This is a genomic window from Acidovorax sp. PRC11, from assembly GCF_031844105.1.
Lineage (GTDB): Bacteria > Pseudomonadota > Gammaproteobacteria > Burkholderiales > Burkholderiaceae_C > Paracidovorax.
In genome coordinates this window covers 72940-93196 of the sequence record NZ_JAUZUQ010000019.1, presented here as the reverse complement: position 1 = coordinate 93196, position 20257 = coordinate 72940, and the positions used below count along the sequence as shown (strand labels likewise).

At 63.1% G+C, this 20257-nt stretch carries 22 protein-coding genes; 3 read left to right on the top strand and 19 right to left on the bottom strand.

Going from position 1 to position 20257, the window contains the following annotated elements; translation table 11 throughout:
• The 5 genes from Q9R47_RS19265 to phnC all read right to left on the bottom strand — a co-directional run.
• On the bottom strand, nt 1-1081 hold a 1081-nt coding region (locus tag Q9R47_RS19265; RefSeq protein ID WP_311234721.1), incomplete at its 3' end, for an IS3 family transposase.
• A gap of 577 nt (nt 1082-1658) precedes the next feature.
• Nucleotides 1659-2642, bottom strand: coding sequence for an NAD(P)-dependent oxidoreductase (locus tag Q9R47_RS19260; RefSeq protein WP_011517523.1), 984 nt, complete (start codon nt 2640-2642; stop codon nt 1659-1661).
• A gap of 8 nt (nt 2643-2650) precedes the next feature.
• Complete coding sequence (phnE, locus tag Q9R47_RS19255; protein ID WP_003056093.1) at nt 2651-3451, bottom strand: phosphonate ABC transporter, permease protein PhnE; 801 nt, start codon at nt 3449-3451, stop codon at nt 2651-2653.
• A complete protein-coding gene (phnD, locus tag Q9R47_RS19250; RefSeq protein WP_311234720.1) occupies nt 3448-4326 on the bottom strand; it encodes a phosphate/phosphite/phosphonate ABC transporter substrate-binding protein in 879 nt (292 codons plus the stop codon). The genes phnE and phnD overlap by 4 nt, the downstream gene beginning before the upstream one ends.
• Entirely contained in the window at nt 4320-5159 is an 840-nt protein-coding gene (gene phnC / locus Q9R47_RS19245; protein ID WP_003056095.1) for a phosphonate ABC transporter ATP-binding protein, read from the bottom strand. The genes phnD and phnC overlap by 7 nt, the downstream gene beginning before the upstream one ends.
• A 171-nt stretch (nt 5160-5330) precedes the next feature.
• Between phnC and Q9R47_RS19240 the strand changes: the two genes are divergently transcribed.
• The 3 genes from Q9R47_RS19240 to Q9R47_RS19230 all read left to right on the top strand — a co-directional run bounded on the left by Q9R47_RS19240 (nt 5331) and on the right by Q9R47_RS19230 (nt 7331).
• On the top strand, nt 5331-6218 hold the full coding sequence (locus tag Q9R47_RS19240; RefSeq protein ID WP_027011074.1) for a LysR substrate-binding domain-containing protein: 888 nt from the start codon (nt 5331-5333) through the stop codon (nt 6216-6218).
• A gap of 115 nt (nt 6219-6333) precedes the next feature.
• Nucleotides 6334-6825, top strand: a complete 492-nt coding sequence (locus Q9R47_RS19235) for an SCO family protein (protein ID WP_076841736.1) — start codon at nt 6334-6336, stop codon at nt 6823-6825.
• 26 nt (nt 6826-6851) lie between these two features.
• Complete coding sequence (locus tag Q9R47_RS19230; RefSeq protein WP_003056114.1) at nt 6852-7331, top strand: copper chaperone PCu(A)C; 480 nt, start codon at nt 6852-6854, stop codon at nt 7329-7331.
• 116 nt (nt 7332-7447) lie between these two features.
• Here Q9R47_RS19230 and Q9R47_RS19225 read toward each other — a convergent pair whose 3' ends face one another.
• The 14 genes from Q9R47_RS19225 to Q9R47_RS19160 form a co-directional block, all read right to left on the bottom strand.
• Nucleotides 7448-7723: a DUF2274 domain-containing protein gene (locus Q9R47_RS19225; protein ID WP_003056116.1), complete on the bottom strand. Its 276-nt coding sequence runs from the start codon at nt 7721-7723 to the stop codon at nt 7448-7450.
• Nucleotides 7720-8988 carry a TrbI/VirB10 family protein gene (locus Q9R47_RS19220; protein ID WP_003056119.1) on the bottom strand — a complete coding sequence of 423 codons (1269 nt, stop codon included), beginning with the start codon at nt 8986-8988 and terminating at the stop codon, nt 7720-7722. Before Q9R47_RS19220 ends, Q9R47_RS19225 begins: the two co-directional genes overlap by 4 nt.
• Nucleotides 8989-8990: 2 nt before the next feature.
• On the bottom strand, nt 8991-9992 hold the full coding sequence (trbG, locus tag Q9R47_RS19215; RefSeq protein ID WP_003056120.1) for a P-type conjugative transfer protein TrbG: 1002 nt from the start codon (nt 9990-9992) through the stop codon (nt 8991-8993).
• Complete coding sequence (trbF, locus tag Q9R47_RS19210; protein ID WP_311234719.1) at nt 9989-10693, bottom strand: conjugal transfer protein TrbF; 705 nt, start codon at nt 10691-10693, stop codon at nt 9989-9991. Before trbF ends, trbG begins: the two co-directional genes overlap by 4 nt.
• 18 nt (nt 10694-10711) lie before the next feature.
• On the bottom strand, nt 10712-12064 hold the full coding sequence (gene trbL / locus Q9R47_RS19205; RefSeq protein WP_043372004.1) for a P-type conjugative transfer protein TrbL: 1353 nt from the start codon (nt 12062-12064) through the stop codon (nt 10712-10714).
• A complete protein-coding gene (locus Q9R47_RS19200; RefSeq protein WP_003056123.1) occupies nt 12061-12387 on the bottom strand; it encodes a hypothetical protein in 327 nt (108 codons plus the stop codon). Before Q9R47_RS19200 ends, trbL begins: the two co-directional genes overlap by 4 nt.
• Before the next feature lie 11 nt (nt 12388-12398).
• The gene (trbJ, locus tag Q9R47_RS19195) at nt 12399-13154 is read right to left on the bottom strand and encodes a P-type conjugative transfer protein TrbJ (protein ID WP_003056124.1); all 756 of its coding nucleotides are present in this window, start codon (nt 13152-13154) and stop codon (nt 12399-12401) included.
• Nucleotides 13151-15622 (bottom strand): conjugal transfer protein TrbE, encoded by a 2472-nt coding sequence (gene trbE / locus Q9R47_RS19190; RefSeq protein ID WP_043372001.1) that lies wholly within the window; start codon nt 15620-15622, stop codon nt 13151-13153. Before trbE ends, trbJ begins: the two co-directional genes overlap by 4 nt.
• 14 nt (nt 15623-15636) lie before the next feature.
• Entirely contained in the window at nt 15637-15909 is a 273-nt protein-coding gene (locus tag Q9R47_RS19185) for a VirB3 family type IV secretion system protein (RefSeq protein ID WP_003056130.1), read from the bottom strand.
• The gene (locus Q9R47_RS19180; protein ID WP_003056137.1) at nt 15906-16292 is read right to left on the bottom strand and encodes a TrbC/VirB2 family protein; all 387 of its coding nucleotides are present in this window, start codon (nt 16290-16292) and stop codon (nt 15906-15908) included. Before Q9R47_RS19180 ends, Q9R47_RS19185 begins: the two co-directional genes overlap by 4 nt.
• A complete protein-coding gene (gene trbB / locus Q9R47_RS19175; protein ID WP_043371999.1) occupies nt 16289-17338 on the bottom strand; it encodes a P-type conjugative transfer ATPase TrbB in 1050 nt (349 codons plus the stop codon). Before trbB ends, Q9R47_RS19180 begins: the two co-directional genes overlap by 4 nt.
• Complete coding sequence (locus Q9R47_RS19170) at nt 17335-17799, bottom strand: ribbon-helix-helix protein, CopG family (protein WP_003056139.1); 465 nt, start codon at nt 17797-17799, stop codon at nt 17335-17337. The genes trbB and Q9R47_RS19170 overlap by 4 nt, the downstream gene beginning before the upstream one ends.
• A complete protein-coding gene (locus tag Q9R47_RS19165; RefSeq protein WP_043371996.1) occupies nt 17796-19805 on the bottom strand; it encodes a conjugal transfer protein TraG in 2010 nt (669 codons plus the stop codon). Before Q9R47_RS19165 ends, Q9R47_RS19170 begins: the two co-directional genes overlap by 4 nt.
• Before the next feature lie 216 nt (nt 19806-20021).
• Nucleotides 20022-20249, bottom strand: coding sequence for an EexN family lipoprotein (locus Q9R47_RS19160; protein WP_003056142.1), 228 nt, complete (start codon nt 20247-20249; stop codon nt 20022-20024).
• Between the last annotated feature and the right edge of the window lie 8 nt (nt 20250-20257).

Here is a 20257-nt window from a genome sequence, read left to right as displayed (position 1 = left end):
TCTGGAGTTCAGTAATGTCGGTGAGCCACTTCTCATTGGGCGCAGCGGCACGGAAGTCTCGATTGATGAGGTTTTGCGGGGCGGCACCTATCTCTCCAAGGTAGGAGTTATATCTGCGGCGTTTGGGCTTGGCCACGATCAACCCCTCCTGCTTCATCAGCCGACGAACCACCTTCTCTGAGATGCCCGTGCACTCCTTGAGCAGAGATGCCTGCACCCTGCGATATCCATAGCAACGGTAGTTGTTGTCGAAGATCTCTGTGATGCTTCGGCGTAAATCAACGTATTTGTCAGCCAGCTTCAGCCGAGCACGATGGTAAAAATACGAGCTTCTAGCAAGGCCAACAAGAGAAAGCAGTTCTGGCAATTCATACTGCCCGTGCAACGCTTCAACCAGCACAGCCTTATCTTTGTTTGCCAGCCTATGCAGATCAATGTCAGCCCCATTTTTTAAGATTTCATGGGCCTGCTTGAGAAGCTCACGTTCTATCTTCAGCCGCCGAACATCCTGGCGCAATGATTCAACTTGGCGCCTGAGTGCTGCTTCATCCAACACTGGCGATCGCTTTGGACTGTGTTTCATTGAGGCTGGGGCACAAGGGCCAAGCAACTGATTTTTCCAGTTGTACAAGGTCCCCCTACACACCCCTAACTTGTCCGCAATCTGCTGTGCACTTGATCGACGGGCACACAGCTGCACCACGCCCTCACACATCAAGGCATCAGGCTTTGTAGCCGGCCAAGATCTGCCTACTCTCGATTTGCAGGTGTCAGGGCAGTCTTGCCGAACCCACGCAGTCAACGTTCCTCGACCCGGATAACCCAAAGCCCTCATCGTTGCAGCAATACAGCGATCATGGGCGAGGTAATGAGCAATAGCCACCTGCCTTTGCTGCAGCGAATATTTTGGTGCTCTTGGAGCTTGGCTTGCTGGCAAATCCTGATGCTTCAGGTAGTGCTGATACCAGCCTTTCAATGCGTTCTTGGTTGGGTACCCCAACTGGCGAATCGTGGCTCTGACACGCAAGCCAAGCTTGATGTAAAGCGCAACTGCACGAATCCTGTCTGCGTATGAGTACATGAACTACCTCCCCTGGTAGTCCAAGTTTTTGTCCGCATCCCCGGCGGGTCAGTTCTGCGTGGAAATCAACAGCCTAGATTCATTGAGATGCATCAAAGCAGTCTATCGGCGACAACGCACCTCGTCGTCTGCGTGAACTCTAAGGCAGACCCTAAAGGGGCGAGGGAGACACTTTCGGCGGTGCATCTCAACACTCTGCGCAGTGCGGTTGTATTAGACCTAGGGTTCAGCCGTGCAGTCCAAGAACTCGCAAAGCAGCGTCACCTCTACTACGAGCCGAATGTAATGACCTCAGCTGAAACGTCCTGGGTTGAAACCACTATCAGAGGCCAAGAACGATCAGTGTTGTAGCCTGACCCCTCGAAGTATCTGGTGTTTGCCATGCGCCCATTTGGGCTTACCCCATGAGCTGCGCCGTGCAGAGAACATCATCGCTAAACCACTTCGATGATGACTCAAGTCATTTCCCCTTGGCGAGCAGGATGGCATCACACGGGCAGGTTGCACCCAGCCATAGGACATAGGCTCTGAAGCCGCGCCCATTTCAGCTGGCGTGCAAACCGCCGAGCAACCATACCTATGCTGCCGCGCTGGCCTCGACAGCAACATCACTCAAACTCTCGCCCCTGAGTGAGCGGACTAGGTTCTCAGCAGCCCGCATTTCAATTTCGAACCGTACGCGTCTCACAGCCGAGCCGATGTGGGGAGTGAGTACTGTTCTGGCGTTGTTGGTCAATCCCGGATGAATTTCGCGAGGTCTGTCTGGAAGTAGCCAATCTTCCATCTCATAGACGTCAGCGGCGTACGCGCCAAGTTGCTCATTCGCCAAGGCATCGACAACCGCCCTTTCGTCGACCACAGACCCCCTACCCACGTTTACAAGGATCTGGCCCTTTTTCGATAGTTGAAGCATCCTGGAGTCAACCAGGTGGCGCGTATCGCTAACAAGAGGCACTGCCAGGAACACATAGTCCGATGTGCTGACAGCCTCATCAAGCGTGACCAGTTCGACCTGATCTAGACGCACACTTGGGTCTACACCAAGCAGCCGCGCGCAGCCAAAGCCCGCGAGTCGCGCCAATATGGCCTGCCCAACTTTTCCGAGACCGATCACGCTGGCCACCGACCCATGAAGCCCGGTTCCGTATAGAGCTGGCCTCCACCCAGAGTAGCCTGCTCTTGTAGCGGCGTCACCCTGAAGCACGTTCCTGCCAGCAGCAATAGCCAATCCGATGGCCAGCTCGGCTGTGGGCTCTGTGAGGAGGTCAGGAACAAAGGTGACGCTCACCCCGGCTTGTGCGCAAGCCCTCAGGTCGAAGTTGTCGTACCCCTTGAGTGCACAGGAGATGGTCTTGAGCCTGGGAGCGTTCAGCAGCGACTCTTTGGTCACACTGTCTGTCATGAAGGCCATCATGGCATCAGCATCCACGAGGTACTCCCTGAGCTGGCTGGGGCTCCAGGGGTCAGGCCCTGGATTCATGATGACCTCACCCTCAGCCTGGAGCTTCCTTAGAACCTCTTCATGAACTGGCTGCGTTACGACGATTTTCCGATGATTCATTTTTCGATTTACTTGAGACGCTTTCGCAGCATCGATCCAATGCTGTCAACCACGAGGACACAGGCAAGAATCGACAGAAGGATGGCTGAGACCTCGTCATACTTGACAAGGCGAAGTGCTGCCATCAACTCGAAGCCGATGCCACCTGCACCGACAATGCCAAGTACTGCGGAGGCCCTGAAGTGGTACTCCCAGCGATAGATGGTTATGTCTGCCAACTGTGGAAGGACTTGGGGGATAACGGCATGCGAGATGACCTGAAAGCGGCTTGCGCCTACCGCAGCAGCTGCTTCAAGTGGCTTCGGATCCACGTGCTCAATGGCTTCCGCGTAAAACTTTGCGACCATTCCCGTGGAATGCAACGCTAGTGCGAGCACCCCAGGTAGAGCACCAAACCCTACGGCTGCCACGAACAGAATGCCAAGAATGATTTCTGGCACGGACCGGAATGCCGCCAGGATGACTCTGGCCACTCTTCCCACCAAAGGATTGGGGGTGGTGTTTGGAGCCGCCAGGAGCGCCAGCGGAAGTGAAAGCACGATAGTCAGTGCTGTGCCGGCAATCGACATCGCCAAGGTGTCCCTCAGCGGGATGACCCAGTGCTCCCAGCGGTCGAAGTTGGGAGGGACCATCTCAGATGAGAGCTGCTTGACAGCCGGGGCGCCTTCGATGAACCGCTGTGCATCGAAGAACCCCGTGACGTACAGGGCTACAAGGCAAACCAGAAGGACGAACGCTGTATTGCGCAGTCCAATGAACTGCTCCCGCTTGTCGCGACTGATGATGTTCTCGAATGCAGCCGAGGTCATTGCATACGGCCCAAATCAAGCTTCAGGATGGTTGCGGTATCCCTAAGGACGTCATATGCAGCGTCATCAGTGGCGGCAAACGCCTGGACACGAAACGCCTTGAGCACCTCAGCATCCTTCATGTCCAGAAAGGCAGAGCGGATGGCAGCTTTGAGCTCAGACTTGAGGTCCCCCTGCATGACGACCGGATAGTTTGGAATGGGAGCAGAAAGGTCAAGCTGAACAATCTTCGTGGCATCAATGCTTCCTCGAGCGATGAGGTTGTCCAGAATCGGCTTGGACAGAGCCCCGGCTGGAATCTGACCCGACTGCACCGCACGTGCGACCGCGTCATGTGCCCCAAGGTGAACTGGCCGATAGTCCTTCTCACCATCAAGCTTGTACTTCTTGAGCAGGTGTGCACGTGGTGCAAGGTGGCTTGATGTGGACGCCTGGTCGCCAAATCCGAAGGGCTTGCCGCGCACGTCTTCAAGCGTTTTCACCGGCCCTCCGGCCGTTGCGATGAGGACCGACTGGTATGTGGGCGACCCACGTTCAACGCCCACCGCAAAGGGCTCAATCCCGGACGCCTTAGATTTGGCCAAAACGTACGAAAACGGTCCAAAGTACGCTACCTCAATCCGACCGAACCGCATTGCCTCGATCATCGAGGAGTAATCGGTAGTCACCACAATCTCAACATCCTTCTTGAGCTGCTGTTCAAGATAGCGCTTAAGAGGCTGCGCGTTCTGGATGATGCTGGCAGCGTTCTCATCTGGAAGAAGGGCGACACGAAGCTTTGATGGATCCTTTCCCTGCGCATGAGCCCACAGAGGAAGGAGTGCAGCAAAAGAAGCTGCGCTGACAACAAGAGAGAAGTTACGGCGATTCAGCATGGCAAGAGCTCCTTGGTTTGACTGGATTGAAGAGTTCGGGGGCTATCAGTGGACGCACTCGTGTTGGAAGCGTTGGACTGCTTTGCATAGAGGTTCCGCGCAACATCAGGACTCAGCTGCTCTGCCCTACCCTCGAATACAACAGCTCCCTGGCGGAGCCCAATGATTCGGTCTGCAAACGAGCGCGCGAGCTCCACCTGGTGAAGACTCACGATTGCGGTGAGGTGGTCCTTTTTGCAGATCTCATGCAACAAGGTGAGCACGCTATGTGCGGTTGCCGGGTCCAGGCTGGCAACAGGCTCATCGGCCAGCAGGATTCGTGGCTTCTGTATTAGCGCCCTAGCTATGCCTACGCGCTGCTGCTGCCCCCCAGACAAGGCATCAGCCCGGGAGAGCGCCTTTTCGAGCAGCCCGACACGCTCAATCACTGTGAGCGCCTCCAGCTTGTCCTTCTTGCTCCACGGCCATAGCGAAGCGAATGCACCCCTGTCACCGAGCTTTCCCATCAGAACATTCCTGAGGACCGACTGACGTCCAATCAGATGATGCTGCTGGAAAACCATCCCACAGCGCTTGCGGTGCTCTCTCAGCGTCTTTGCGTTGACTACCCCACCTGCCAGGCCAGGTATCGATACCTCGCCTTTTGTGGGCAGCACCAGTCCATTGATGCTTCGTAACAAGGTGGACTTCCCTGCGCCCGAGGCGCCCAGAAGCACCAAAAACTCTCCCTGCTTCACATCCAGACTCGTCGGGTGCAAGGCCACGGTCGAGTCAACGTAGCGGACGGAAACTCCCTTGAGACTCAGAACGTCTCGGTCCTTCTCCAACTTCATGTTGTTACCTTTGCAAGTTTCTGCCTGCGAGCAGCGCGAGAGCGCTTATGACGCACATTTGCCGCAGAAAGAAGTTCGATACGGCTAGGCATGCGTGCAGTTTGTTCGTGGAACGTGTCATCAATATGAAACTTGCACCCCGAAAAATAGGGGTATCTATAGATAACACCTATGTCTGGACTCACGCTACTTGCGGCTTTGAAAGCCTTTGATGCGACGGCAAGGGCCGGAAGCATGACTGCTGCTGCGAAGCTGCTTGATCTACAGCAGCCCACCATCTCAGCGCATATTCAGCGCCTGGAGAATGAGTACGGCGTGGAGCTTTTTCTTCGTCAAGGCCGCCGGCTTGAGCTGACTACCTTTGGCAGGACTCTGCTGGACTACACGCGGCGGGCATTCAGCGGCGAGGAAGATGCGCACGCCCTTTTGGCAGCAGCCAAAAACCGATTCGTCGGGCGTCTTGTGATTCACGCGATCGGCCCGTACAACGTAGTCCCTGTTCTGAAGGCCTTCGGGAGCCGCCATCCCCAGGTCGAGGTCTCTGTCCGTGTAGGCGACTCCCGCTCAATCACGGAAAAGCTCCTCGACTACCAGGGTGATGTCGGCGTGGTCCTCAATCACGCCGAGCACCCCGAACTCCATTGCATGCCATACAGGTCACAGCGCCTGGTGGTCTTTGCGAACCGAGAGCACGCCCTAGCCCGGTGCGGTGAGATAGTGCTCAAGGACCTTCAGAGCCAGCGCTTCGTCATACGTGAGGAAGGTTCAACGACAAGAAGAGTCTTCGAGAGCGAGCTAATTGCCCGCAATATCAACATCCAGGTTGCGCTGGAGATGGGAAGCCGGGAGGCTGTCCGCGAGGCAGTCGCACAAGGAATAGGACTAGGCGTCGTTGCCGAGACAGCCTATGTTCCAGATCCGCGTCTTGTGAAGCTGAAGATTCTGGATACAGCAATGGCCACCCACGTCGACTTCATCTGTCGTCGCGAACGACAGAACGCTCCGCTGATAGCAACGATTTTCGACTTGGCAAAAGAGGTGAGAAGAGGCCTGGCCTAAAGATTCACGAACTTGGCGACAGGGCCCGAGTGGATCATTCATGCCAAGCCTATCGTTAGCAGCCATGCTGTCAGTCAAACAGGCCTGAGACGTCCCCACGTACAAAGGTGTCGATCTGACCGGTGCAACCTATGCCACGGACATCCGGCTCTCCGACCCGGATGGCAATGAGCGCACGCTGGCGGACTTCCGAGGCAAGGCCATCCTGGTCTTCTTCGGCTTCACTCAGTGCCCAGATGTCTGCCCGACGGCCCTGGCGCGGGCGGCCGAGGTCAAGCGGCTTCTCGGCCCCGACGGCGAGCGCTTCCAGACACTGTTCGTCACGGTCGATCCCGAGCGCGACACGCCCGAGGTGCTCAAAGCCTACACGGCTGCATTCGACCCCAGCTTTATCGGTCTGTACGGCGACCTGGAACGCACCGCACAGATCGCCAAGGACTTCAAGGTCTACTACAAGAAAATGCCGACGGGATCGTCCTACACCATGGACCACACATCGCTCAGCTACGTCTACGACCCGCTAGGAAAGCTGCGCTTGGCCCTGCGCCATGAGCAACCCGCCCAAGACTATGCGGACGACATCCGCAAGCTCTTGAACCCTGCCTGACCCTCTATCCCCTCAAGGAGAACACCATGAAACTCGTCATCCGCACAGCCATCGTCGCCGCCTCGCTGCTCGCGGCCACCGCCCAGGCGCAAGTCACCGTCAAAGATGCCTGGGTGCGCGCCACCGTACCGCAACAGAAAGCCACCGGCGCCTTCATGCAGTTGAAGGCAACCAAGAATAGCAAGCTGGTCTCGGCCAGCTCGCCGCTTACGCCCGCCGTCGAGGTCCACGAGATGGCCATGCAGGACAACGTGATGAAGATGCGCCAGGTGCCGGCCGTCGAGCTGCCCGCAGGCAAGACCGTGGAACTCAAGCCCGGCGGCTACCACGTGATGCTGATGGACCTGAAGCAGCAGGTGAAGGAAGGCGACACGGTGCCTCTGACCCTCGTCATCGAGGGCCCGGACGGCAAGCGCGAATCGGTCGAAGTGAAGGCTCCCGTGCGTGCGCTCAACGCCAGCGCCCAGCCGGCTGGCCACGATGCCCAGGGCGGCCACAAGCACTGAAGCACTTGGCGGGTGGGTGAATGGCGCACCTGTAGCACACCCCACCGCTTGCAGCCCTCGAAATTCGAAGCCGCGATGCCAACTCCCGCAACCTAGGTCACGCATAGCCAAAAAGCTCACGGCGTACGGCAACCGGAGATGGTTACTCCACCAGCGTTTTGCAATGCGTGTTTACTAGCGCTGTTTCTCTGAAACCCACGGTCTCCTTGCATGAAGGCCTCTAGCATGTGCGGGATCAGCGTCGTGGCATCGACCGCTTCGCCGTACACCTGCGCGTGCAGCGCGGCGTAACGGTCGAGGTCGGCTTTCAGGCTGACCGGGCACGCAAAGGCCAGCTTGACGCTCTCGACCTTGGGCAGCGGCCCAAGCCGCAACTTCCTGGTGGTGTTCATTTCGCAATTCCACGGTTGAAGAACATAGGCTGGTACGGCCGCAGCACAAAATCGCGGTTGACGATGATCCGCACCGGCAGGCCCGGCCGCTCGGTCAGCGTCGGCTGGATGTTCATGTTGCGCCGGGTCATCTCTTGGCCGACCTGGTTGATGCTGTCCTGCGCGCTATCGCGCCCAGCGATCACGATGCGGTTGCCATCCTGCCGGTTTTCCGGTGCGGCCAACTCGGCACCCACGCCCAGCAGGGTCGTCAGCGCCGCACCCGCGAAGACGCGATCCCAATGCCAATCGACGCCATCCTCCAGGCCGGAATAGCCGGCAGGGTCAGTGCCCGCCAGGTTGTCTAGCTTCAGCGAGGACGTGTCCGGCAGGATGACGCGGTTCCACACCACCTGTACGCGGCTCTGCCCGTAGCTCACCTGGCTGTTGTACTTGCCCAGGATGCGCGATCCCTGTGGGATCAGCAGGAACTTGCCAGTGGCCGTGTCATAGACCGGCTCCGTCACCGTGGCTATCACGTCGCCCGGCAGATCGGACTTGATGCCCGTCACCAGCGCGCCCGCGATCACCGTTCCCGCCATGACCTGATACGGCGAGGCCGGCATCTGGAGATTGCCGGAATTGCGGGTTTCCGTAGAACCGCCTTTCAGGAAAGCCTCTTTCTGGTCTTGCCGGTTCTGCACGGCTGTCGGGTCGGATGGCTGGGCCGCCGTCGAGGCCGGGCCAGCGGCCAGCGGGTCGAAGCCCGCCAAGGCGCTGCCGGGCGCAGCCGCAGCGGCTTGCGCCGTGACCGGCGCGGTGGCCTTGCCTTGGTTGCCCGAGCGGAAAAACACCGACGAGTTCGCCGCCGCATCGGCCTCCTTGCGCCACGCATCCGCCGGATCATGTCCCGGCGGTGCGTAGGCCGGCGTCACCGGCTGCTGCGACTTCACGATGGCTGGGCCGAGATCACCCGGCAGCGGCGGCCCCAGCTCGGGCACCTTCGGCGGCAGCTTCGAGTAGTCGGCCGGCAGACCATCCAGCCCCTCGGACTTCGAGACGCGATCGACGTTGTAAAGCTCGGTCTGCTCGCCCGTGCCGCGCCGGTGCGGCTGCAATGACCAGATCGTGGCCCCGAGCACGGCGACCGACAGGACGCCGACGAGGATGGCCAGCGTGCGCCGGTTCAGGCGCGTGACCGGGCGCGGCTGGGCGCGCAGCGCCACCGCCTCGGGCGCGACCTTGCCCGCCTGCGCCGCAAGATCAGGGGAATCGTCCTGGCTCATGGTCAGTTCCTCCGTGTGCCGTCCGTGCGCTCAATCCGCACCACGTCGCCTTTGTCCCCGCCCAGGCGCAGTTCGGCCGCGCCGAACAGGCGATCAACGATGTAGTACGGCGCACGGAATCGGTAGTTCACCAGTTGCCCGTCGCCTTGCGCGCCGATCACGAACAGCGGCGGCAGCTCGCCCTGGGCGATGCCGGGCGGGAACTGGATGTAGACCTTCTCGCCGTCATCGAAAGCACGCAGCGGCTTCCACGGCGGATTGCTGCCGCTGATGGCATAGCGGAAACGGATCTTCTCCAGCGACAGGCCGCTATCGACCGGGGCGGCGGCGCTGGCCGCCTGCGCCTGGCGCTGCAAGGCCAGCATCTTGTCCTTCGGGTACTCCCAGGACACCGACGCCATCCACGTCTTTTCGGTCGAAGTCAGCTCCAGCAGATACGTCCGGCGGCTGGTGGTGATGACCAGATTGGTCTTCAAGCCCGAGCGGATCGGCTTGACCATCACGTTGACGCGCAGAGCCTCACCGCTGCCGCTCGACGTGTCCCCGACGATCCAGCGCACCGTGTCGCCGGCCGCGACCGTCACCAGTTCCTCGCCGGGCTGCAGCGAAACCACCGTCACGCGGCCCACGGCCGCATAGAGCTGGTAAAGCGCGCCATCGGTAAAGGGCCAGACCTGGATCGCGTTGACGTAGCCTTCGCGCGTGGGCGCGACACGGGCCTCGGCATTGGCGCGCGAGACGCGCACTTTCTCATCCGCGGGTTCCGGCGCGGGCTTGGCCTCCTCGGTCTCTGGCAGTGGTTTCAACTGCGACGGCAGCGCGAGCGGCTGCGGCACCGTGACCACCTCCACCGGTTTTGGTGGCTCCGGCAGCGGCTGGGCCTGCACCGGCTCATCGAGCGAAATGGTCGGTGGCGGCTTGCCCTGAGTAGCGCAGCCAGAGAACAGCACGGTCGAAGCCAGAAGCATCACCGGCAAGGCGGATTTACGGAAAAGATCATTCATGGTTTTGCTCCTTCGTTAGCTTCCAGTTCGCGGCTCCACGACAGCCCGTTGACGTAGATGCCCAGGGGGTTCTTGCGCAGACGCTGCTCGGTGCGCGGGGTTTGCAGCACCGTGGAAATCACCGCGTTCCAGCGTTCGGTGCGATCCAGCGCGCCATTGACGAAGCGCGTTTGCGTCCAGCGCACGTTGAAAGACGTGTCGCTGGCGCGGGTCACGCTGGTGATCTGCACCGTCACCGACTCCTTGCCGATGCGCGCGAACGGGTCATTCGTGCGGGCGTACTCGTTGAGCACGACCGCGCCTTTGTCGGTCGTGTAGTCGTAGGCATCGAGCCAGTTCTGCCGCACCACGATGGGGTCGATGGACAGCGAGCGCACCAGGCCGATGAAGCGGCCCAGGTGGTAGGCGATCTGCGCATCGCTGGGCTTGTAGGGCGTGGCGGCCTCGCCGACAGCGCGCACCTGGCCCGCGTTGTCCACCTCAATGACGTAGGGCGTGACGATGGACTGCGCCGAGCGCCAGACTAGGCCGCCCGCCATCAGCACGGCCAGCGTGAGGCAGCCAAAGGCCATGAAACGCCAGTTTCTGGCCTGCACGCGGGCCGAGCCGATGCGCTCGTCCCAAACCTGGGCGGCGGATTGATACGGAGTAGCAGGCTGTGGCGTATCGGCGTAGCGCACCTGCGGTCGTTTGAATCGCATGGGAGTTCTCCTTGAAGATCAGGAATCGGAATCGCGCAGGCTCGGGCCTTGGCTGGAGCTGCCGCCATCGCCGCCGCGCAGCGTGTGGGCGGCGGTCGTCGCGGCATGGGTGAGCTGCTGCCTGCGATGCAGGCGCTTGGCCCAGGCGGGTTGCGCGGTGGATGGGGTTGGCTCGTTTGCAGCCTGTGCGGCACCGCCCCCTGACGCCGATCCGGCGTCATCGGGCCGGAAGGCGGCGGCGACACGCTCCTTCATCGAGCGCGCACCATCAGCCACCTTCTGCCCGGCCGCCTGCGCGCCGGTCTTGGCGACATTGCCCACGCCGGCGGCGGCGCCCTTGAGGCCACCGCCGGCGGATGCAGAACCCGCCTGAAACGCCGACCGCGCGCTGCTGGCGGCCCCAGTGGCGGCACGCGCTCCGCTACCGGCCAGCTTGGCGGCTGCGGGCGCCATGCGCGCCCCGGCGGCGACTGCGCCGCCGACGCCCGTAGCCGCAGCGCCCACGGCAACAGCAGCGCCGGCCGCGCCCAGCGCCGCACCGGCCATCGCACCTGCGCCGAGCTGCGGGCTGCCGGACACCAGCCCGGTTGCAATGCCCGGCCCGAAGATGCCCAAGGCCAGCAGCGTCAGCGAGGCCAGCATCACGACCACGGAGTGGTCGATGGATGGTTCGGCGGGCTGTACCTGAAACTCGGCGAACAGGCCCGAGCCGATGCCCACGATCACCGCCAGCACCAGCACCTTGATGCCGGACGACACCACGTTGCCCAGCACCTTCTCGGCGAGAAATGCGGTCTTGTTCCAGAGCGCGAACGGCACCAGCACGAAGCCGGCAAGCGTGGTCAGCTTGAACTCGATCAGCGTGATGAAAAGCTGGATCGCCAGCACGAAGAAGCACAGCAGGACGATCAGCCAAGCGAGGAACATCACGACGATGGGCGTGATGTTCACGAAGACTTCGGGGAAGCCCGCCATGTCGCCGATCTGTTTCAGGATCGGCGCACCGGCGTCGATGCCGACCTTCGCCAGCCGGCCCGGTTGCAGGAAGTTCTCCATGCTCAGGGTCGAGCCGCTGGCCGTCAGGCCCAGCCCGGCGAAGGAGCGGAACACGATGCCAGCCAACCAGTTGAAGTTGCCGATGATGTAGGCGAAGGCGCCGACGTACAGCACCTTGCGGATCAGCTTGGCGATCACGTCCTCGCCCTGGCCGGTGGCATGGCTCATCGCCCAGAACAGCCCGGCGAGCGTCATGTCGATGACGATCAGCGTGGCGGTCAGAAACGCCACTTCGCCGTGCAACAGGCCAAAGCCCGAGTCGATGTAGCGCGAGAAGGTGTCAAGGAAGCGGTCGATGACCGTCACGTCGTTCATGGCGAGTCCTCCTGCCCAGGCAGAGCGATTGCCGCGCTGCCATCGGCGGGTTCATCGAAGCTGGGCGGGATCGGCGGCAGGTCGGCCAGCGTCTGGTACTCATTCGGCCCGGCCTGGCCGGAGAGAAAGCGCCGCAGGTCGGCCTGTGCCACCTGCGCGCAAAACGCGCCGTCGTGCGCGCCCGCGCGGCACTGCGCGCGCAGCGCGTGCAACCGGGCCGGGTCGGCGGCGAGCGCATTCACCGACACTTGCTGCGGCCGGTCACAGCCGGCCAGCACCAGCGCATGAATGGCGAAAGCAAACACGACGGGCGTGCGTTGCATGGCAGCCTCCGTCAGCGGTTGTAGAAATTGACGGGCTGCGGCGTGTACGGCGTGCCTTCGCCCAGGAAGCGGCGCGTCACTTCGCGCCCGCGCTCCGTGGCCGCCGCCTGCCGCGCCAGTTCCAGCGAGGCCGCGCGGTCTTGCGTGATCTGGAGCCGCTGCGTCTGGATCGACTGCTTGGCCTGCAAGGCCAGCAACTGGTTCATGGCCTGCATCGCTTGCAGCGCGCCCTCGGCCGACTGGCTCTTGCCCACGAGGTCGGCCAGCACGCTTTCGTCGTCGCTCAGGTTCTGCGACGCCTGGGCCTGCATCTGCATGGTCGTTTGCAGGCCGTTGAGCGTGTTCTTCCAACGCTCCTGCGCATCGAGGTACATCTGATTGCCGCTCACCGTGGCGGCGTACTTCTCGGGATACAGGCGCACGAATTCGCGGTCGATGCTTGTCACTTCGTAGGCCAAGCCCTTGGCCTGCGCGATCAGTCGCTGGGTGGTCGCCAGGTTCGCGCGCAACTGGCCGACCACGCTGGACGGCAGGCTGGCCAGGTTGCGCGCCTGGTTGATGAGCATCTGCGCTTCGTGCTGGAGTTGCTGGATCTGGTTATTGATCTGCTCCAGCGTGCGAACGGCGGTGAGCGTGTTCTGCACCAGATTGGTCGGGTCGAGCACGATGTCGCCGACGCCGAACAAGGCGTGGGCGGGTTGCGCGATGCCGAATGCGAGCACGCAGGCGGCGGTCAACGCGGCGAGCTTGGGGGTATGCAATTTCATAGTTGGTTCTCCTGGGGGTGGTCAGCGGTACGGAGGGAACCCGGCGCGTAGCCGGGGAACGAGGGCAGCAGGTCGGCCGCCCAATCGAGGCCGCGATGGCGCAGCCAGGCGCCCGCGAAGCCGGGCACGCCGGCGTCCTGCGGCACGCGGCCAAGAACCTCATCAATGGCGCGCTGGTCTTGCGGCGTGGAAGCACCCGCGAAGGCCAGCGTCGCCGGCCCCAGGTCGAGGTCGAACACGCGGTTGCCGAGGCGGGATTGGTAGTAGTAGTCGCGCTTGGGCTGCGCGGTGGCGACGATCTCGATCTGCCGGCTGTTGAGGCCGAAGCCCTCGTAGATCGCGCGAATCTGCGGTTCGGTCGCTTGCGGGTTCGGCAAGAAAATCCGGCTCGCGCAGCTTTCGATGATGGCCGGCGCGATGGCCGAATCCTTCACGTCCGCGAGCGACTGCGTGGCGAAGATGACACTGACGTTCTTCTTGCGCAGCGTCTTGAGCCACTGGCGGATGCGCGCCGCAAACACCGGGTCATCGAGGAACAGCCAGGCTTCATCGAGGATCAGCAGCGTGGGCGCACCATCCAGCCGCTCCTCGAAGCGCGCGAACAGGTAGCGCAGCACCGCGAGCACAGCAGCCTTGCTGTGCATCAGCTCCTCCATCTCGAACGCCTGCACGTCGGATGTGCCGAGGCGGTCGTGGTCGGCATCCAGCAGCCTGCCGTGCGCGCCGCCCAGGACGTAGGGCGCGAGTGCCTGGCGCAAGGTGTTCGATTGCAGCAAGGCCGTCAGGCCCGTGAGCGTGCGCTGCTCCACCGGCGCGCTGGCCAGGCTCCCCAGCGCAGACCAGATGGCCGCCTTCTCGTCCGGGCCGACGGCCGCGCCTTCGTGCAGCAGGCGGCCTTCCACCCATTCGCTGGCCCAGGTGCGGTAGCCCTCTCGGTCGATGCGCGCCAGCGGCTGGAAGGCGATCTCGTCGTCCGCGCCCAGGTCGTAGTGCTCGCCGCCCATGCCCAGGATGGCCGCGCGGATCGAGCGCCCCATGTCGAAGGCGAAGATGCGCGAGCCGCGATAGCGGTGGAACTGCATCGCCATCGTCGCCAGCAGCACCGACTTGCCCATGCCGATGGGGCCAACCACCAGCGTGTTGCCCACGTCGCCGATGTGCGTCACCAGCCGGAACGGCGTGGCGCCGTCTGTGCGCGTGACGATCAGCGGCGGCCCATCGAGATGCGCATTGCGTTCCTGGCCGGCCCATACCGCCGACACCGGCATCATGTGCGCCAGGTTCAGCGTCGAGACGATGGGCTGGCGGACATTGGCGTATGCGTTGCCCGGAATGGACGACAGCCACGCATCCACGGCGTTGAGCGTTTCGGGGATGGTGACGAAGCCGCGCCCCTGGATGACGCGCTCCACCATGCGCAGCTTCTCGTCGGCAACGGCGGCGTCCGCGTCCATGACGGTGACGGTCGCCGTCAGGTAGCCGAAGGCGACCTGATCGCTGCCCAGCTCCTGCAAGGCAGCATCGGCGTCGGCGGCCTTGTTGTTGGCGTCGGTATCGACCAGCGGGCTTTCCTGCTGGAAGATCGTCTCGCGCAGCAACGCGATGACGTTCTTCCTTTTCGCAAACCACTGGCGGCGCAGTCGGGCGAGTTCTTTTTCCGCCTCGGCTTTGTCGAGGCACAGAAAGCGCGTACTCCAGCGATACGCGAAGCCCAGGCGGTTGAGGTCGTCCAGAATCCCCGGCCAGGTCGAGGTCGGGAAACCGCGCACCGACACCACGCGCAGGTGCTGGTCGCCCAGCATCGGCGCCAGGCCACCGACCAGCGCGGAATCGGTCAGCAGCGCGTCGATGTGGAACGGCACTTCGGGAACGCCGACGCGGTAGCGGCGCGTCGAGACGGTCGAATGCAGGTAGGTCAACGTCTGGCTGTCATCAAGCCAGGCGATCTCCGGCATCACGCCATCGAGCAGGTCGAAGATGCGATCCGTTTCAGCGACGAAGGCGTGCAGCCGCTCGCGCCAATCCACGCCTTCGGTGGGCCGGTTTTCGTACAGCAGGCCCGCGGCCCGAGCACGGGATTCCTCGGACGGCAGGTAGGCCAGCGTCAGGTGATAGCCGCTCTCGAAGTGGTTGCCCGAATCCTCGAAGGCGGCGCGGCGTTCTTCATCGACCAGCCAGGACAGCGGTTCGGGGAAATCGGAGTGCGGGTAGTCGGCGGCAGACCGGCGCTCGGCTTCGATGAACAGCGCCCAGCCCGAACCCAGGCGGCGCAGCGCGTTGTTCAAGCGCGCCGATGTGGCGATCAGCTCGCCTTGCGTCGCGCTGTCGAGGTCGGGGCCACGAAAGCGCGCCGTGCGCTGGAAGCTGCCGTCCTTGTTCAAGACGACGCCCGGTGCCACCAGTCCGGCCCAGGGCAGCCAGTCGGCGAGCAAGGCCGGTCGCTGGCGGTATTCGGCGAGGTTCAGCATCGCGGCGTCCTCCCCTACACGTCCAGCAGCGGGCGGTGCTTGATGTGCCGCGCGAACACGGCCATGAACTGCGGATCGACGCGCGCGCCCCGCATCGCCAGCGAATGGCCGACGATCCAGAGCACGACACCGGGAATCCACAGTTGCAGGCCTAGCCCGACAGCGGCGGCCAAGGTGCCGTTGGCGATCGCCACGGTGCGCGGTGCGCCGCCCAGCAGGATCGGCTCGGTGAGCGAGCGATGCAGCGGCACCTCGAACCCGGCCGCGAAGGTGTCCGGGGCACTCATACGACGGCCCCGCCCGAGAAGCTGAAGAACGACAGGAAGAACGAGGACGCGGCGAAGGCGATGCTCAAGCCGAACACGATCTGGATCAGCTTGCGAAAGCCGCCCGACGTGTCGCCGAACGCGAGCGCGAGGCCCGTGGCGATGATGATGATGACCGCGACGATGCGCGCCACCGGCCCCTGGATGGATTCAAGGATGGATTGCAGCGGGCCTTCCCACGGCATCGAGGAACCGGCGGCCTGTGCAGTGCCCGCAAGCAGCAGCATGAAGGCAGCGAGCATCAAGCCTTGCATGGCCGGGCGGGCCAGGCCATCCAGCCGCGCGGGACTGGAGCGGCGGGAAAGCGGATTTACAGAAATACGGAAAGCATCAACGTGCGTCATGGCAGTTCTCCAGAAAGGTCGAGGGATGGGGAAGTCGCCGCAGCGGGTGCGGCATCGGGAAGTGGCGGCAGCTCGGGAAACGGCGCGTCCATCGCATCCGCCAGTCGGTAACCCACGCCGTCGAAGCCGACGACGCGGGCGATGCTCTCGATGCGGCGCTTGCGTCCGCGCCCGGCGATGTGGATCACCACGTTGACCGCCTCGGCGATCAGCGCGCGGGGCGGGTTCACCGCCACTTCGAGAATCAGTTGCTCCAGGCGCAGCAGCGCGCCGAGGGCGGAGCCGGCGTGGATCGTGGCAATGCCACCCGGATGGCCCGTGCCCCACACCTTGATGAGATCCAGCGCCTCGGCGCCGCGCACCTCGCCCACGACCACGCGGTCAGGCCGCAGGCGCATGGACGAGCGCACAAGCTCGGTCATCGACACCACGCCTGCGCGGGTGCGCAGCGGAACGTGGTCGCGGGCCGCGCATTGCAGTTCCACCGTGTCTTCGAGCACCAGCACGCGGTCGCCCGTGGCGGCGATCTCGGCCAGCAGCGCATTGGCGAGCGTGGTCTTGCCGCTGCTGGTGGCGCCGGCGATCAGGACGTTCTGCCGCTCGCGCACGACACGAACGAGAAAGCCCGCCTGCGCGCTGGTCATCATCCCGTCGATGACGTACCGCTCCAGCGGAATCACACCGATGGCGCGCTTCCGCAGCGCGAAGGCCGGCCCTGGCGCGGCGGGCGGCAAGATACCCTCGAAGCGTTCGCCGGTTTCGGGCAGTTCGGCGGACAGTAGCGGCTGGCCGCGATGGACTTCTGCGCCAACGTGGGCGGCGACAAGGCGGATGATTCGCTCGCCGTCCGCCTCGGACAGCTCCACGCCCATCGGTGCGCGGCCCGATGAAAGCCGATCCACCCAAAGGGTGCGATCAGGATTGAGCATGACTTCCACCACGTCCGGGTCTTCGAGCGCGGCAGCGATCAGCGGCCCCATCGCCGTGCGCAGCATCTGAATGCGGCGGTCGAGCGAGGTGGCGAAGGACGAAGGTGCGACGCTCATGAGGCGCGCTCTTGCGCTTCGGCAACTGCCGCCGCGTCATCCATCCGCGCCGGGTCGGGGTGCAGTTCCTCCACCACATCGCGCACCAGGCTTCGACCGCGCAGCAGGTGGCGACCCAACTGTTCAACGAACTGCTCGAAGCGCGCTTTGCCCTGTGCGCGTGCCGCGTCTTGGTGCGCCTCGGGAACTGGCGTGCTGACCGTGAGGTAATAGCGGATGAACAGCGCCAGCGTTTCGATGGCGATGTTCTGGTCGCGCTCCATGCGCTCGGCCTGGCGCGAGAGGCGATCAAGCCGCTTGGCAATCGCTGCCTCGCGCTGGTCGGCAGCATCGGGCGACAGCCACGATGCGAGCGCCGCCGCGACGATGCTGGATTTCGATACGCCTTTCTTGGCGGCCAGCTCGTCCAGACGCTTGGCATGCTCCGGCTGGATGAACAGGTTGAGGCGGTAGTGGCTCATAGCTCGATTCCGTCGTTGGGGTCGAGGGAAGCCAGCCGGGCCGTGCGCTGCATGGCCGGGTCAAGCTGGCGAGGAAGGGGAAGCGGCAGGTCGTCATCGTCATCGAGCAACCCGAGGTCGGCTGCGGACGCGGCCAGCTCGGGGTCGTAGGCGACGGCTTCGGAAAGTTCGGGCTGACGGCGCGGTCCGCCGTCGTCGGCCGAACCCAAGTGCTCCAGGCCATCAGTAGGTGCAGTGGCCGCTGCGGCAGGCACGGCGGGAATCGCCAGCCCGCTCCAGTCGTCGGCTCGCGAGGGCGGAACGTCGGCATAGCGTCCGGCCGCAAGCACGGGCGGCGGCAGCACGCGCCGCTTGAAATTGGTGTCCGCGTAATAGCGCAGCTTTTTGGCCTTGATCGGCGCCACGCTGGACACCATCACCACGGCTTCATCCGGCGGTAACTGCATCACTTCGCCCGGCGTCAGCAGTGGGCGCGCGGTCTCCTGGCGCGACACCATCAGGTGGCCCAGCCACGGCGCGAGCCGGTGGCCTGCGTAGTTGCGCTGTGCGCGCAGCTCGGTTGCAGTGCCCAGCGTTTCGGAGATCCGCTTGGCCGTGCGTTCGTCGTTGGTGGCGAACGTCACGCGGACATGGCAGTTGTCCAGAATCGAATGGTTCTGCCCATACGCCTTGTCGATCTGATTGAGCGACTGCGCGATGAGAAAGCTGCGAATGCCATAGCCCGCCATGAAGGCCAGTGCCGTCTCGAAGAAGTCGAGCCGCCCGAGCGCCGGGAACTCGTCAAGCATCAGCAGCAGCTTGTGGCGGCGCTCGATGCCGTCGGAGCCATCGAGCGATTCCGTCAGCCGTCGCCCGATCTGATTGAGGATCAGGCGGATCAGCGGCTTCGTCCGCGAAATATCTGAAGGCGGCACCACAAGGTACAGCGATACCGGATGCTCGGCCGCGATCAGGTCGGCAATCCGCCAATCGCAACGCGACGTGACTTCGGCCACCGTAGGGTCGCGGTACAGGCCGAGGAACGACATGGCCGTGCTCAACACGCCGGAACGCTCGTTGTCCGACTTGTTGAGCACTTCGCGCGCCGCCGATGCGACGACCGGATGCGGGCCATAGCCGAGATGCGGCGTGGTCATCATCCGGTGCAGCGTCAGCTCGAATGGGCAAGCCGGATCGGAGAGGAAGTTGGCGACGCCGCGCAGCGTCTTGTCCTCGCCCGCATAGAGCACGTGCAGGATGGCGCCGACCAGCAGAGCATGGCTGGTCTTCTCCCAATGGTTGCGCCGCTCCAGCGCGCCTTCGGGATCGACCAGGATGTCCGCGATGTTCTGCACGTCGCGCACCTCATGGGCGCCGCGACGCACCTCCAGCAGCGGGTTGTAGGCCGCTGACTTCGCATCGGTCGGGTTGAACAGCAGGCAATGCGAGAAGCGCGAGCGCCAGCCTGCGGTGATCTGCCAGTTCTCGCCTTTGATGTCATGGATGACGGCGGACGCGGGCCAGCTCAACAAGGTGGGCACCACCAGGCCCACGCCTTTGCCCGAGCGGGTTGGTGCGAAGGTCAGGACGTGTTCCGGACCTTCGTGGCGCAGGTACTGGCGTTCGTGCTGGCCGAGGAACACGCCGTCCGGCTGCGTGAGACCGGCCTCGCGAATGTCATCCGCGTTCGCCCAGCGCGCCGAGCCGTAGGTCGTGACCAGGCGCGATTGCCGCGAGCGCCAGATCGACATGCCGATGGCCACCAGCACGGCCACCAGGCCGCTGCCACCCGCAATGGCGCCGCCGATGTCAAAGACGCTGGGCGCGTAGGCATCGAAGAAGAACCACCACTCGAACAGCCGCCACGGGTGATAGACCGGCGTACCGAAGAAGTCGAACCAGGGCGAGCCAAGGCGTAGCTGATAGCCCAGGGCGGCGGCTGTCCATTGTGTGGCTGCCCACACGCCGGCGATCACGATGCCGAATACCACGGCGATCTGACCGAACAGCACGTTCGTCCCTTGCATGATCCCGCCTCCAATCACGGCACAACAACGTGCCGCGTGCATCAGGATCAAGGCGTGTGCATAGGTCGGTCAAAGACCGTTATGGCGGGGATTTAGGCCGAAAAAGCCTGATTTCTTGCAGGAGCGAAGGCAATAAAAACGCCGCAGACGGGAGCGCGTTGCGGCGTAGTGAGGTGTCAGCGAGAACTTTGTCGCTGCGAAGCGACTACAACAGAGCTATTTGGACTTCTGCTCAGGTCGGTCACCGAAGAAACGCCGATTGGCGGCTTCGGCAGCACGGCGGCAAAGTTCATCACCGACTTTTGTGCGATCTTCCTTGCATTGCCGTTGAATCTCCTTGATGCGCTCGGGATGCGCCGCGAGGAAATCCACGGTTTCCGAAGGTTGAGACGAGCCACATGCGGTCAGTGCGACGGTCAGCATCAGTAGCATCACTCTGTTCATGATTCCAG